This window comes from Nocardia sp. NPDC046473 (assembly GCF_040645995.1).
In the GTDB taxonomy this organism is placed as follows: domain Bacteria; phylum Actinomycetota; class Actinomycetes; order Mycobacteriales; family Mycobacteriaceae; genus Nocardia.
Genome location: NZ_JBEYZJ010000009.1, coordinates 497,919 through 511,933, shown reverse-complemented (window position 1 = coordinate 511,933; position 14,015 = coordinate 497,919). Strand labels below are relative to the sequence as shown.

At 64.9% G+C, this 14,015-nt stretch carries 13 protein-coding genes; 3 read left to right on the top strand and 10 right to left on the bottom strand.

The annotated features are described in order from the left end of the window. Positions 1–614 precede the first annotated feature (614 nt). Positions 615–764, bottom strand: a complete 150-nt coding sequence (locus ABZ942_RS32880; RefSeq protein WP_357388883.1) for a hypothetical protein — start codon at positions 762–764, stop codon at positions 615–617. Between the two features lie 206 nt (positions 765–970). Between ABZ942_RS32880 and ABZ942_RS32875 the strand changes: the two genes are divergently transcribed. Then, positions 971–1,600, top strand: coding sequence for a hypothetical protein (locus ABZ942_RS32875; protein ID WP_357388881.1), 630 nt, complete (start codon positions 971–973; stop codon positions 1,598–1,600). 160 nt (positions 1,601–1,760) lie between these two features. On the opposite strand, the gene ABZ942_RS32870 is transcribed toward ABZ942_RS32875, so the two are convergent. Together ABZ942_RS32870 and ABZ942_RS32865 are read right to left on the bottom strand one after the other, a co-directional pair. Continuing rightward, positions 1,761–2,210, bottom strand: a complete 450-nt coding sequence (locus tag ABZ942_RS32870) for a hypothetical protein (protein ID WP_357388879.1) — start codon at positions 2,208–2,210, stop codon at positions 1,761–1,763. Beyond that, complete coding sequence (locus tag ABZ942_RS32865) at positions 2,207–2,863, bottom strand: hypothetical protein (protein ID WP_357388877.1); 657 nt, start codon at positions 2,861–2,863, stop codon at positions 2,207–2,209. The genes ABZ942_RS32870 and ABZ942_RS32865 overlap by 4 nt, the downstream gene beginning before the upstream one ends. Positions 2,864–2,964: 101 nt before the next feature. Between ABZ942_RS32865 and ABZ942_RS32860 the strand changes: the two genes are divergently transcribed. Continuing rightward, positions 2,965–3,840 carry an SGNH/GDSL hydrolase family protein gene (locus tag ABZ942_RS32860; RefSeq protein ID WP_357388875.1) on the top strand — a complete coding sequence of 292 codons (876 nt, stop codon included), beginning with the start codon at positions 2,965–2,967 and terminating at the stop codon, positions 3,838–3,840. 114 nt (positions 3,841–3,954) lie between these two features. Here the strand turns inward: ABZ942_RS32860 and ABZ942_RS32855 are convergent, their stop codons facing one another. The 5 genes from ABZ942_RS32855 to ABZ942_RS32835 form a co-directional block, all read right to left on the bottom strand. Then, positions 3,955–4,428, bottom strand: coding sequence for a hypothetical protein (locus ABZ942_RS32855; RefSeq protein WP_357388873.1), 474 nt, complete (start codon positions 4,426–4,428; stop codon positions 3,955–3,957). A gap of 48 nt (positions 4,429–4,476) precedes the next feature. Further along, complete coding sequence (locus tag ABZ942_RS32850; RefSeq protein ID WP_357388871.1) at positions 4,477–5,166, bottom strand: hypothetical protein; 690 nt, start codon at positions 5,164–5,166, stop codon at positions 4,477–4,479. A 126-nt stretch (positions 5,167–5,292) separates the two neighbouring features. Next, positions 5,293–6,474 (bottom strand): cutinase family protein, encoded by a 1,182-nt coding sequence (locus ABZ942_RS32845; RefSeq protein ID WP_357388869.1) that lies wholly within the window; start codon positions 6,472–6,474, stop codon positions 5,293–5,295. Positions 6,475–6,633: 159 nt separating this feature from the next. Then, positions 6,634–8,322 (bottom strand): hypothetical protein, encoded by a 1,689-nt coding sequence (locus tag ABZ942_RS32840; RefSeq protein ID WP_357388867.1) that lies wholly within the window; start codon positions 8,320–8,322, stop codon positions 6,634–6,636. 104 nt (positions 8,323–8,426) lie between these two features. Further along, on the bottom strand, positions 8,427–9,533 hold the full coding sequence (locus ABZ942_RS32835) for a hypothetical protein (RefSeq protein ID WP_357388865.1): 1,107 nt from the start codon (positions 9,531–9,533) through the stop codon (positions 8,427–8,429). A gap of 195 nt (positions 9,534–9,728) precedes the next feature. On the opposite strand from ABZ942_RS32835, the gene ABZ942_RS32830 reads away from it, so the two are divergent. Next, the gene (locus ABZ942_RS32830) at positions 9,729–11,939 is read left to right on the top strand and encodes a molybdopterin oxidoreductase family protein (RefSeq protein WP_357388863.1); all 2,211 of its coding nucleotides are present in this window, start codon (positions 9,729–9,731) and stop codon (positions 11,937–11,939) included. A gap of 463 nt (positions 11,940–12,402) precedes the next feature. Here the strand turns inward: ABZ942_RS32830 and ABZ942_RS32825 are convergent, their stop codons facing one another. Both ABZ942_RS32825 and ABZ942_RS32820 read right to left on the bottom strand, forming a co-directional pair. Beyond that, on the bottom strand, positions 12,403–13,059 hold the full coding sequence (locus ABZ942_RS32825; protein ID WP_357388861.1) for a histidine phosphatase family protein: 657 nt from the start codon (positions 13,057–13,059) through the stop codon (positions 12,403–12,405). A gap of 67 nt (positions 13,060–13,126) precedes the next feature. Further along, on the bottom strand, positions 13,127–13,513 hold the full coding sequence (locus ABZ942_RS32820) for a hypothetical protein (RefSeq protein WP_357388859.1): 387 nt from the start codon (positions 13,511–13,513) through the stop codon (positions 13,127–13,129). Positions 13,514–14,015 lie beyond the last annotated feature (502 nt).

The window sequence follows — 14,015 nt, the reverse complement described above, 5'->3', positions numbered from 1 at the left end:
CCCTGGGGGTTTGGGGTGGTTTTGGGGGGCGCGGGGTGCCCCCCCCCCCCCCTAACACCTCCACTCGACAACCATCTCATTGCGTCGCGCGAACCGATCCAGGTAGGCGATGACTGCGAGCATTCGAGGTGGGTCGTCGCCGAACGCAGCTCGCCGCAGCCTTTCGTCGGCGAGCAACGCACCAGATCGGTCGGAGGCGAGGACTCGGTCATGCGGGGAGTGTGCCAGAAACCCACCGACAGGTCGTTTACTTTACATAATGTTGATTATCGGCGTAGAAACCAGCGTGGATAATCAGGGTTGCGCCGTTGGATGTTGTTGGTGTGTGCGGTGTTTCGCGTACCGCCGCTCGGATGCCTCGAGGTGCTCCCCGGCGTGGCGCATGGATGTCGGTGCTGTGCGGGTTGGATTGTTGATCTCCCCTTGGTCGAATTTACTGCTGGTGTAAATATTCCGGTTTGCGGCTGATTCGGGTGGAAAGTATTGGGACGGTTCCGAATTGGGGTTTTGGAGCTTCTCCCCTGGGTCCACCGCCCTACCTTCAAAACGTCACAGTGACGTTTTGAAGGTAGGGCGGTGGACCTTGGAATCTGTTGTGGGTCAGATGTTCCCGGCTAGCTTCCGGCGTTGCCGCCGTAGTAACCGCCGAGGAGGCGACGGCGACGACGGCGCTTGCGGTCCTTCTCGGCGTCCGTGGTGTTCGGGTCGGCGGTGTCGGTGGGTTGTTCGTCGGTCTTGGTGGTGTTTTTACGGAAGATGCCCATGGTGATCCTGACGTCGACGTCCGGCTTGCGTTGTCTTCCAGTGTGTCCGGGCGTGGTTCGTGCCGCATCGGCCGCGGGTATGGTCCTGGGTACGCCGCATTGGGTAGATTTTGCGGGGTTCCGGTCCACCTTTGGGACCAGCTGCGAGGCCAGACGTTAGTGACTGGCTCTGTTTTCGGAGGCCAGTGGTCGGCCATGCTGGGCGGGTGTTGATTCGTCGCCTGGTGGCGTTGTATGTCGGGTTGTGGCTGTACGGGTTCTCGATGGCCGTGATGGTGCGTGCGGGGCTCGGGTTGGATCCGTGGGATGTGTTCCATCAGGGTGTGGCGGGACATGTGCCGATCAGCTTCGGTGCGGTGACGGCGCTGACCGGGATTGCTGTGTTGTTGGCGTGGATTCCGTTGCGGCAGCGGCCCGGTGTGGGAACCGTGAGCAATGTGGTGGTGATCGCGGTGTCGGTGGATGTCGGGTTGTGGCTGTTGCCCGCGTGGGAGATGATTCCGGCGCGGATCGGTGCGATGGGTGCGGCTGTGGTGCTCAATGCGATCGCTACGGTGCTGTACATCGGTGCTGGGATGGGTCCTGGTCCGCGTGATGGGTTGATGACTGGACTGGTTCGCCGGACCGGGGTGTCGGTGTGGGTGGTGCGGACCTCGATCGAGGTGACGGTGTTGGCGATCGGTTGGGTGTTGGGTGGCAGTGTCGGGATCGGGACGCTTGTCTATGCGTTCGGTATCGGTCCGTTGATTCAGCTTTTGATTCCGTTGGTGAACCGTCACCTGCCCGGCTTCCAGGACGGGCCGGCAGTCGAACCGGTGGCGGTCGTCGCCGCATGAAGATCAACGGGACATCGACTGACGGATCCGCGAGTAGCGGGGCCGCGTCCGTGCCTGTGTGCCCTTTGAGGCGGTGACCGACTCCCCTGCTGGTTCAATCACGGGCAGGAACTCACCTACAAAACGTCACAGTGACGATATACAGAAGAGGGGCAGTGACCTAGAGTTCCGTAGATTCGGTAAGTCTCTCCGGTTCGGTGGCTCGCGGATGTCGCCATCGCCCCCACAGACCCACCAGGATCACCAGGGTGATCACGATCGCGCTGTGCAGCGCCCACAGCGCGAGCCACGGCCGCAGGAATCCCACCTCGGTGTACTGACCGCGGTCGCCGACGCAATACATCGAGTAATTGGTGCTTTGCCCTTCTGCGTCGCTGAATGTGTCGGAGACGACGATCGGCTCGGTGTAGGGCGCTTCGCAGAACAAGGGCGCGGTCAGTTTCGCTTCACCGGGCCAGATGGCGACAGGCAGCACGGTGCCGAGGAGCGCGGTGCTGAACAGGATCACGGCCAGCGTTGCCAGTATCTTCCGGGACGGCCGCGGCGGGTGGTCCTCGACGCGATCCGATGAGTGGTCGTCGAGCCGGTCGGACCGATACTCTTCGCTCATACTCGGCTCATTCGGAGAAACGTTCCGGTGCGGTCGAATTCGGTGACCATCGTGGTACGCGGTGAGGTGACGTCGACGGTGATGCGAACCTCGTCGTCGATGCGGTTGATGATTACCGCGGAGACGTGGCCGTTCGGCACGGCGGTTCGAGCGAGCGCGGTGTCGAGGATCTCCTCGAGCCGGAACAGGCCGGAAACTTCTCGGACGTCGAACATTTCGGGGTCGTCGGCGGCCGACACATGGACCGGTGTGGGGCCGTGCAGGGTTCGGTTCGCGTAGGTGTAGTCGTCTTGTTGTGCTGGGTGGTCGGGTACCTGGATGCGCAGGTGTATCGCGGAGTCCTGAGTGAAGAGGTCGGGGTTCTCGTTGCTGAAGCGGGTGACCTGTGCTGGTTGCTCGAGCATTCCCCAGCGGGTGCTGCGGGATTCGGGTGCGGTGAGCATGATGACGCTGGCCTGGAGGTCGGATACGCCGAGTCGTTGCCGGAGACTGTCGAGCGCGGCGTTCGGCAGTGCTGAGACGAGTCCGCCGCCGCGGGCTTGGACGACCTTTTCGAAATCGGCGCGGTCGACGGCGCCGATGCAGCCGGTGGTGCTGACTGCGATGAGGAGTGCTCCGCACAGGGCCACGAGGCAGGAGCGGCGGTGTGGCATGGGGTGCATCGTATAGCGCTGGGGTGGCTCGAGTATTGCTGCGCGAGACTGGCGGGTGGATGTTAGGTTCACCAGCATTGGGCGGTGGTGTGGAGGCATGGGTGAAGACGTCGCTGGCTGTGGTCGCGTGTGCGGCAGTGGGTGTGCTGCTGAGTGGTGCTCCGGTGGCGTCGGCGGATCCCGGGTTCGGTGAGTATGTGGCGCTGGGTGATTCGTGGGCCGCGGACGCGTCGGTGATCCAGGCGACCGCCGACTTCGTACCGTTGGGGTGCGCGCAGAGTCAGGGCAGTTACGCCAAGCAAGTAGCCGCCGCGTTGGCGGTTCCGGTGTTCCGGGACGCGACCTGCGGTGGGGCGGCAACCCCGAATATGACCGCGCCGCAGCACACTTCGCTGGGAGTCAATCCCCCACAGTTCGATCGGCTGAGTGCGTCCACTGATCTGGTGACCCTCGAAATCGGCGGCAACGACGCGGGATTGGCGGCGATCGTGCAACAGTGCCTGACCGCTGACGCTGCGGCATCCCCCTGCCTGGACACCTTGGTGGTCGGCGGGGTGGACCAGATGTCGGTGAACATCCTCGCCGCCGAGACGAAGGTGACTGCATCGATCGAAGGCGTTCGCGAACGCGCACCGCACGCGCGGATCCTGCTGTTGGATTACTTCGAGGGTGTCAGCACCGGCCACGGCTGCTTCCCGACGGTCCCGATCTCGGATGCCGACGCGGATTGGCTGGGCCGCAAACTGATCGAGTTGAACGCGATGCTCGCCCGCGTGGCACACGCGACCGGCGTAGAACTGGTCGACACTTACACCACCAGCGCCGGCCACGACGGCTGCCAGCCCCCCGGCACCCGCTGGGTCGAGGGCCTGATCCCTTGGTCGAGCAACCCGCCCGGCCCGGCAGTCCCCTTCCACCCCAACCAACTCGGCGCCGACCACCAGGCACGCAGTGTATTGGCTGCGCTCGGTAGGTAGTCCCCCGCGCGATCCTGGTAGCGCGTCCGGCGAGATCTCTTGCGTGGCTTTCTCATGGTCCGCGGGTGGCGACGGGACGGATCTGGGCTGGCGGCCGTTCGCGTTGCGCGCTGCCTACTCCTTCGGGGTGAGGATGACGTAGGTGACCTGTGTGCCGTCGTCCATCGTGCCGCGAGCAAAGTACTCGTTGAGTAACGGCGAAGTTGTCAGCACTGAGGCGAGCACAGTGGCTCCCGTGCCCAGCGCGAATCGCATGAATCCACCCGCGCCGGTGAGGAGCGCGCCCTCGATTTCCTCGCGCCCGTACTCGGTCAGGAGCTCATTGATAACGTCGATTGTTTCATCGGGTGGGTCCGGTGGGCCGTTGTAGATGCTGACGTAGTATCCGTTTTCGCCCCGTTCACTGATGGTTATGTGCGCATCGTCCCGTATCGGTTTTCCTGGGGGTGCTTCGGCGGGGATCGGAATGAGTGTGCCGTCCGGATCGGGCGCTGCTTCGAATCGGGTCGAATCATCTGCGGCGGGGTTGGGCAGGGTGTCTGACATGTCGTTTCTATTCCCGGCCGCCAATAAAGACGCCGAGTTCACGTGTCATCAGGTGATCAGAGGTGTTGTCGCGGTCCTGGTCAGCGACCCTCAGGTGAGTACGATGAGTGCCCCGATCGCGCCGACTGCGGTTTTCAGCTGGTCGATCGTTGCGTTGATGTTCACGCCGACCGTGGCACTGCCGTGCCAGGAATGACCGGCCGAGAGATCCGGCCACGCCTCGGCGACAGCTTGATTCGAGCCGCTGGTGTTCCAGTTCCAGTTGCGCGATCCGCCCAGCAGTCCACTTACCCGGCCGGTTGCCGGTAGGACGAAGGCCGGGTTGCCGCCGGCCACTGCGATTACGACCGCCGCTTCGCAGTTATACGCAGGCGCGCCGGAGTCGTGCATGTGTCCACTGAAGTTGTATGTCCCGTCGGGGTAGAGGGCGAAGCTCGCCCAGCCGCCGATGGGAATCCCGCCGCTGAACGCGATCTGCCATCCTCCGGTGATGTTGCTCAACAGTGGCGGAGGTTCCGGTGGAGTTTCCTTCGTAGGCGCGGGGGGCTTGACTTTGTCGGCCAACTCCGCGGCTAATTCGATGGCCGTGTTCTGAACGACGTGGGAGCGGATCAATTGATCCCCCAGTATCAGTGATCGCGTTTCCGGTCTGGCAAATTTCGCTGCTCCCGAGCTGGCCGCGGACAGGTCGGCTTGAAGACCGGCCTCGAGCAGTTGGGCGACGACAGAATCCTTCTTCTCAACGCTTAACGTATCGAGCGGATGTATAGAGCCGGTCATGGTGTTATTCCTTCTTGTTTTGGGATGCTTCGTGCGTGAATCTCGCCTGTCAGGTAATGGGAGACCGACCCTGCAGGCGCAGTCTCGCCCGACCTGTTTCCGGTGCCGCGTGTCCCGTCCGCTTGCTCACCGCCACTGGATCGCGGGTGACCATCGCCAATTGAAGAACTCCAACGAGAATGTCCCTGGTTTAGGTGCGGTCGGGCAGGTGACGGTGAATGTGCCGTTGCGCGGGATGTCGACTTGGGTTTCGCCGAGGAAGTTGGACTTCCAGTTGTGCGTCGCGTCGGTCGCGTTCCAGCAGCGCACGGCCCGGGAACCGGCGCCCGCGGCGTCGACGACGGTCACTGTCACGGTCTTGGGACCGGTCTGTGCGATCGTGACGGGCTCACGAGCCGGAGCCGGAGCGGGCGCCGGGGCAGGCGGGTTGGTCGGCGGAGGCGGCTGGATGATCTTGACGACCTGGGTGCCGGCCCAGGTCGCGAAGTCCTTCGAGCCTTCGAAAGGATGCCCGCGATAGAAGCCGTGCATGTCCTGATTGGCCAACGGCTTGAACTTACCGTCCTGCCCGAACAGGTCTTTGCCGTCGCACACCGGGTCGCCGTATATACAGATCGACACCACCGGATCGGTGGTCTCGAACGCTGCGCGTTGCCCGAGCGAGCCGCCGATCGGCCAATGGTCCTGATCCTGGGTGAGCTTGCCTTGGCTGTAGATCGCCTCTGTTGTTCGCGGCGTCGGCCCGTTGTACGCGGGGTCGGCGATGAGCACGACCGCCGCGATGCGGGCGCGATCGACCGGCCCGTTGCCGTGGAACACCGACTGCGCGAGATCGCCCATGATGTGACCGCCCTGTGAGTAGCCGATCAGCACGAACTTTGCCGAACGGCATTCTGCGGCTTGTTTTTTCAGCTCCTGGTAGGCGCGCGAATAGCCGGTGTCCTTGCTGATTCGGTAGGCCGAGATGTCGTAGGTCAGTTTCGCGCCGACCGCACCGAACCATTGGACGCCGGTGGCGGGATAGTTGATCGGGGTCACCTTCAGTGGGCCGAGTTTGTCGGCGATCGGCGCGATGGCGGCGGCGACCTCCGCCCCCACCTGGGCTACCAGTTCGTTCTTGCCGACCCCGGCCGGGGGTGGGTGGGCCGGTCCTTGATCGGTTCCCGCGACACCGATCACGACGGTCGGCAGACAACCGTCGTCGGCCGACGCTACGCCTGGCCCGACCAGGACGAGCGCCGACGCGAGCATTGCGGCGACAACCACGCAACGACGTAGCCGCTCGGCTCCGGTCACGCGCAGTTTCATGGGGACTCTCATCGGACACCCTCTCAGCGACCTGCCGCGGTTCGACGGCCTGCCGTTCGCCGCACCCGGATCGGCCTGACATTCAGCCGATCTGACTGCACACCAACGCTAGCGTCATGGTCAGGGCCGTTCTATCGGCCATTCAGCTGACACGGTGCCTCAGCACCCTTCCGCCGCATAGGGGCGACCGATGCTCGGTGGACCGGCATTGCCGTCGTCTTTGATCGGGAAGCAGAGAAAGTGCGTTCGATCGGTGGCCGTCTTGGGCCTGACGATGATGGCCGGACTGCCTTGACCGCCGACGGCGCCCTGTTCGATGGTGTGGTCGGCCGCGTATGCGGCGATGACCTGTGCGGGGGTCGATCCGTCGCCGACGCCGCGGTCGGTCTTTGTGCCGGGCGGGGTTTCGATGCCGGTGACGACGTCCTTGGTCGTGTCGATCCACACCGAGAAGTCGAAGATGGTGTCGGGCTGATCGGAGACGACACGGCAGTGGCTGTAGTAGGTGGTGTCGCGGACCGTGGGTGCGAGTGCGGCCAGTACGTCTTTCGTGGGCATGCCGAGGGTGATTCGGTTGTATCCGCGGTCGGTGGCGACATCTCGCCGTGTCGCGGTTATCGAGTAGAAGGCCTCGTCTTGACCGGTGAGTGAGTTCCAGATTCCGCCGATACTGACGAACAGCGACGAGATGATTCCGGCGACAGCGCCGAGGACCACGGCACCTGCCAGGCCGCCGAGCGCGCCGACGCAGTCGAGCATCGCCCGGCCGAGCGCGCCGGCTTTCGCGGCGAAGTCGTTGCTGGACAGCTGGTTCAGGCCCTCGACCACGCCCGAGAGGCAGCTCAGCTTGGCGAAGTTCTTGCTGAGGTCGTCGTAGAGGCCGAGGTTGATGTGGAGCAGTTCGGCGGCGGCGTCGATCTCGTTGAGTGCTACCGACACCAGCGACAGCCCGGCGTCGATCTGCAGTTCGCCGCCGGTGGGTGGGTTCTGGAGGTCGAACGGAGTCGTGGTCGTATCGCCGGGGACGAGCACGGAGGTGTTGTCGGTTCTGCCGCCGTGCGATTGATAGAAGATGCCTGCGGCGAGCGCTCCCGCGAAATCGCGACCGTGTACCTCGTAGGATTGCGCGGGCGGCGTCGTTTTGCCGAGCCACACCCAGCCCGAATTCGATTGCAACGCAACCTCGAAGCGTCCGTCGCGGGCAGCTACGCACGGCCACGCGACGTCGCGGTCGACCGGCCGGGCGTTGATGGTGACTTCGTCGAGTTCGGCCGGTGCGCCTACGCAGTCGGGTTTCGGAAATCGCAGGTTCAGTGCGGCGGCGATCCCGTCGGTAACCGATTTGGCGATGGCTTTCGCGTCGAGCCAGCCGGGCCAGAATCCGCTCGAGTGCGGTGAGTCGGCCCGCAACGTGGACGTGCCGGCATCCCAGGTGGCCGGTAGGACATCGATGCCGCCTTGCGCGCTTCGGGTCAGCACGACCGGTGTATTGCCTTGCGTGATTTGGGTTTCCACTGCGGTGCGGTCGAGATGGAACGAGAGCCGGATGCTCGAACGCGGTTGCAGGGTGCCGTCGGCGAGCTGTATGTCGACCGCTGGGGCAAACGGGTGAAACAGTGTGGTTTCGATCGGTGTCGGTGCTGGTTCGTGACTCACCCGCAGCGTTGTCCCGGGAGGTGCGACGGCCGCGTCGACGGAGACCTGAACCTGCCCGAAATCGACGTGCGCACCGTCGGCGGCCACGACGGCCTGCGTCGCCGGTGGGGACGGATCGGTCTCCGATCGTGAACACGCGACCAGGCTCGTCAGGACGAGACTGGCGGCGACGACTGGCGTCACCCACGACATGTGACCAACTGTGGCAGCCTGCAGCCGCATCGCGACAACCTATCGTTCAACAAGCGGGGACTGGGATTCGACGACTGTTCGCCTCAGCGAACACCGGCGAGACGTCATATCAGGTGACTCCGTGCAGAATCACGAGGTCGGCGATGATCAGGGCGGCGATGGTGACGAGCGAGAGGTAGCCCAGTATCAAGCCGGCCAACGCCATGCTCGCGGGTTCGCCGGATCTGTGAACGTGCCACGTGCCCGAACGGGATCGCCAACGGTCCCGCGCACACCCCGAGCACCAGCGCTACGACAGCCATGGAATTGGTGCGGGCGTGAACCAGCGTGCCTGGCGCAGCCTGATTCGCGGTGACCGGTGCACCGGCTGCGGTGTATCCGATCACCGGGTAGATCGGCTCACCGTCCGCGGTGCGCCCGATAGATCGCGGATCGTCGTGGGCGGGTGCGACTGTGGTGAGCCGCCGGGTCAGCACACGATGCTCGAGCCAGGTGCACGCACTGTTTCCCAGTAGATAGACCAGCATGCCGATCGGCAACACCAGTCCGGCGAGCACCACGAGCACCGGCAGCACCCACCGGCTGATCGCGTTCAGTAGCGGTGTGGGGCGCACCCGGTGCCGGGCGAAATAGCCGAGGGGTGAGGTCGACCCGTTGATGACGGTGAGCGTTGCGGTCGCGACGGCCACCGTCAGTGCGACGAGGGCGATCGCCGGGGTGGAGACGGCCCCTCCGAACAGGGCGAACGCTCGCAACTCCGCGCGGGGCGTCGTGATCCGCGCGACGAGGGGTGCACCGAACAGTCGTGAGCTCAACATCGCCTGCACGTCATCGGCACTGAACAAATAGTTGGGTGATGACGCGTTCTGCTCTAGCGACATGCCCAGCTGCCCGACCCCGCGCCCGGTCCGGTCGAACGATTTCCACACCTGCAGCAGACCGATAAAGAGAACTATCTGTACGACAAGCCGCGTCGTGAACGACACCAAGGGGAATTGCGGCGGATCGGTTGTCTCGGTACCGATTTCATGTTTCGTCAGCGGCCTCGTCTGCAATACCGCCAGCGGAAACATACACAATCTGAAGACGAACACCGTGACCAGCACGGCGAGTACCCAACCAACACCGCTGGCGTTTCCCAATACCGCGCCGAAGAGCAGATGGCCGGCCAGGAGCACCGCCGAGACCGGGGAGTAAACCAGATCCAGCATCACACATCCTCACAGCTCATCGGCGGAACGAATCCTCTGCTCCGGTGCACCACCAACGCAACGAGTCTCACACCGTGAGCATGCGAAGTCTGTCCACCGAACACCCGACAGGCTGTCGAGAGAGCCGCCGACGATAGTGGTACCTACGGTTTGCTTGGTAGCCTGTGGCAAGCGACCGGCAGAAGGTGAAAACCGATGAGTGCTACCACCATTGCCCGGCAGTGCACGCTGTGTGAGGCGCATTGCGGAATCCTGGTCACCGTCGAGGACGAGCAGGTGACGCGGATCGAGGGGAATCCGGACGACGTGCTGTCGCAGGGCTACATCTGCCCGAAGGCCACGGCGATGGGTGGGCTGCATCATGATCCGGATCGGCTGCGCACGCCGATGCGGCGGGTGGGTGCGGGTTTCGAGCCGATCGGGTGGGACGAGGCGTTCCGCGAGATCGGGCAACGGTTACGGGCCGTGCGCAGTACGTATGGGCCGAGTGCGATCGGGATGTATCTGGGTAATCCGGCGGCGCACAGTTCGTCGGTGATCTACGGGGCGCTGCTGCGTGCGGTGTTGCTGACGCGGAATTTCTTTTCGGCGTCGTCGATCGATCAGTTTCCGCAGGAGTTCGTGGCGTGGCGGATGTTCGGGTCGAATGTGCTGATGCCGGTCATCGATATCGATCGCACCGATCGGCTGGTGATCCTCGGCGCGAATCCGGCGGTGTCGAACGGGTCGATCACCACGATGCCCAATGCCAAACAGCGCATCAAGGATGTGCGGAGCCGGGGCGGGCGGGTGGTGGTCATCGATCCGCGCCGGACCGAGACGGCGCGGCTGGCCGATCAGCATGTGGCGGTGAGTCCGGGCGGTGATGTGTACCTGCTGCTGGCGATGCTGCAGGTACTGGTGGCCGAAAACCTGTGCGACGAAGCGGTGATTCGGGCGCAGTGCACCGGCTGGGAGCAGCTGCGCGAGCTGGTGGCCGAGGCGACGCCGGAGCGGATGGCACCGCACGCCGGGGTCGACGCCGACACCATTCGACAGCTTGCCCGCGACCACGCCGCCGCGTCCTCGGCGGTGCTGTACGCGCGGATCGGGGTGTGTCAGCAGGTGACGGGCACGCTCACGCACTGGCTGGTGAACACGATCAACGCGGTGACCGGGAACCTGGACCGGGCCGGTGGGCAGATGTTCGCGACGCCGCCGATCGACGCGGCCCGGTACGCGAAGTATCTGCCGATGGGTTACGGGGCGTGGACGGATCGTTCCGGCAGCTACAAGTCGTTCCGCACCGAACTGCCGGTCGCGGTATTGGCCGATGAGATCCTCACCGAGGGCGACGGGCAGATCCGGGCGATGATCACCTACGCGGGCAATCCGGTGCTGTCCACCCCGCAGCGCGGTCGCCTCGGCGCGGCGTTGGACTCGCTGGATTTCTATGTGGCCGTGGACATGTACATCACCGAAACGACCCGGCACGCCGACATCATCCTGCCGCCGATCTCGCCGCTGGAACGCGAGGACGTCAACCTGTTGTTCCCGCTGTTCAGTGTGCGCAACAACCTGCGTTATGACGCGCGCGTGTTCGAGCCGCCCGCCGATGGGCTCGAGGATTGGCAGATCATGGCGCGACTGGTCACCGAGTTGGTGCCGCTGCCGGTGCGGCGGTTCACGGCGCGGGCGCTCAATGGTGTGTTCGAGCAGTTCAGTCCGGTGCGATTGGCGACGGCGGGGGTGGCGGCCGGTCCGTACGGGGTGCTGCGGCGCGGGCGTAAGGGGCTCACGGTCGCGAAAGCGCGTGCGGCCGCCGGTGGGATCGATCTGGGGCCGTTGCAGCCGCGGTTGCGGACGCTGATCGGGACGAAGGACCACAGGGTGCACCTGGCGCCCGCGGATTTCCTGACCGCCGCGCGCAGGGTGCTCGACGACGCGCGTGCGGGCAGCGCGATCACCACACCGGCGGACGGTTATGACCTCAAGCTGATCGGTCGTCGCCACTTGCGCAGCAACAACTCCTGGCTGCACAACGTCCCCGCGATGGTGAAGGGCCGCGACCGCTGCACCGCGCTCATGCATCCCGCCGACGCCGCGGCGCGCGGGCTCACCCACGGCGAACCGGTCGCGGTCACCTCACCGACCGGTTCGATCGTGGTCCCGCTCGAGGTCAGCGACGACATCCGCACGGGCACCATCGCGATCCCGCACGGGTGGGGACATCGCGAACCCGGTGTCGGCTGGTCGGTCGCCGCCGCGTTACCCGGCGCCAACGTGAACCTGCTGCACGACCCGTCACTCACGGATACGTTCTCGGGCACCGCCGCGGTCAACAACACCTGGGTGACCGTCACCCACGCGCCCGCCGACACCACGGCGGACACCGCCACTTCCGACAAACACATCCAGCGCGCATGAACCTCCCAGAGCGGAAGCCCACCGTCGCCCGAACAGGCCTACTGCCCATGAAATTCGCACCCTCACTCGGGATCCGCACCCCGAAATAGGCCCTAAAGCCGGTGCAAATCCCGAGAGAGAGTGCGAATTTTGTGATGGCGAGCGAGCCTGCGCAGTCCACCGGTCAGCGTGTGCCGCGCCGAACGTTGCGAGTTGGAATGTCCCTGGGGCGTGCACGTTGCTTGCGATGCCGGGTAGATAGCGGCTACGCCGGGCCAAGGTCGGGCCGATCCTGAAGTCACCGACTCGGCGCTTGATACGGGAAACTCAACTCGACCACTCGCCGCACGGAGTCCGGTCACGATGATCGGGCCAGACCGCGCAAAGCGGTGACGCCGCAACGGAAAACTCAGTTCGACTGCTTGCCGCGCGGGGTCCCCGAGCCAGGCCGCCCAGCATGTCATTGTCCGCATCGGAATCCGGTTCATCCGAGAGCTTCGATCCCTGCGGGGAGGTGGCTGATGTCGCCGAGCCGGACGACCTGACGGTTGTGGAAGTAGTCGTCCTCGCGCAGTTCGGTGATGCTCCCGGACGCGCTGTGGAAGCGGGCGTAGGCGAGTGCGTCGATCGGCAGCTTCGTCCACGATCCCACCGCGAAGGTGAGGGCGCCGCCGTGGGTCACGACGATCTGGTGTGCGCAGTCGCTGGCCAGGATCGCGTCCATCGCCGCGTACACGCGTGCACCGAAGGCGCCCATAGTCTCCGAGCCCGGTATGCCGTCATGATGTCCCATGCGCTCGCCGACGGCCGGCGGGGTGACGAACCGTTCCCGCAGCCATTCCTGCGGCTTCCCCTCGGCCTCGCCATAGGACTTCTCACGCAGTCGGGGATCGAAAACCGATGGCACGTGCAGCAGCTCGCCGATGAGGTCGGCGGCTTGGGCGGCGCGTCGCAGATCTGAGGAGTACAACTCCACCTCGGCGTGCGCGGGGATCGCGGCCCGCAGTGATTCGGCGATCGCGGCCGCGTCACGCAACCCGGTTGCGGTGAGTGGTGAGTCGTACCAGCCGCCGACCAGTCCGTCGATGTGATGGGTCGACTCCGGATGGGCGATGACGTACATGGTTCGCACGGCGTCCATCTCTCTTCCTGTCGTCATCAGACGCACGAATCATGTACCGGGCGGCGCGATCTCATCAAGCGGGCTGTCATCTCGTCACGACGGTCACTCGATAGCCGATGCGGATCTCGCGGCCGATATGCGCGGCCCCGCTGAGGTAGAGCCAGCGGTCGGTGCCCCCGCGTGGGTCGGGGAGATAGGTGGCTTGGACGTGTTCGACGCCGAAGGGGAAGTTGCCGGAAATCGACGTCGCGATGCCCGTCATCAGATACGCCTCGGCCAACAGTTGTGGCTCGGCCGCGGCGGCGGGTAGCGGTGTTGCGGTGGGAATGAAGAACCCGAACTGTTCGGGTGGAGCGCCGGAGCCCTGGACAAGCATGCCGGTCACGAACAGTCGCGCGATTCCGGTGTGCACCAGGCATTCCGGCGTCAACTGCAGCGGTGGAGTCGGCCGCAGCTCGAGTTGGAACGCCATGCGCCGAACTTTACGGTCACCGATCACCGCTGTCCTCGCGACAATCCTCGGTCCGACAGGGGGCTTACGCAAAGGTGATGAGGCCGTGTGGGACCAGGCGTTTCGGTACTGGGCCGGAGGGGCCAGAACGTCGCGCACCGCCGAGCTGTACCGCGCTGAGGGGGCACGTCGAGCTCGGCTGAAGAGCTCGCCGAAGTCGCGCGACCGATGCCATCGTGATCGTCGCCGCCAGCGCCGGACGCGAGCCACGGCCGCCGACCTGCCCTGCCGCGGCGGTGTTCGGGTCGCGAGGCCGACGCGTAGGACCTCTTCGTTTCGGTTGCCCAGGTGGCGGAGGCCGACTGGCAGCTCCGTTCCGCACAGCGGCTAATGGCATGCGGCGCTTCCTTACACGCGTCGCCGCCCTTGTTGATCACGGGATGGCTCGGCTACACCTGTCAGGCAAACCCCGCCGTCGATGCCGTATCCAACTATCTTTGCGGTCGATGCAGACATGCATTCG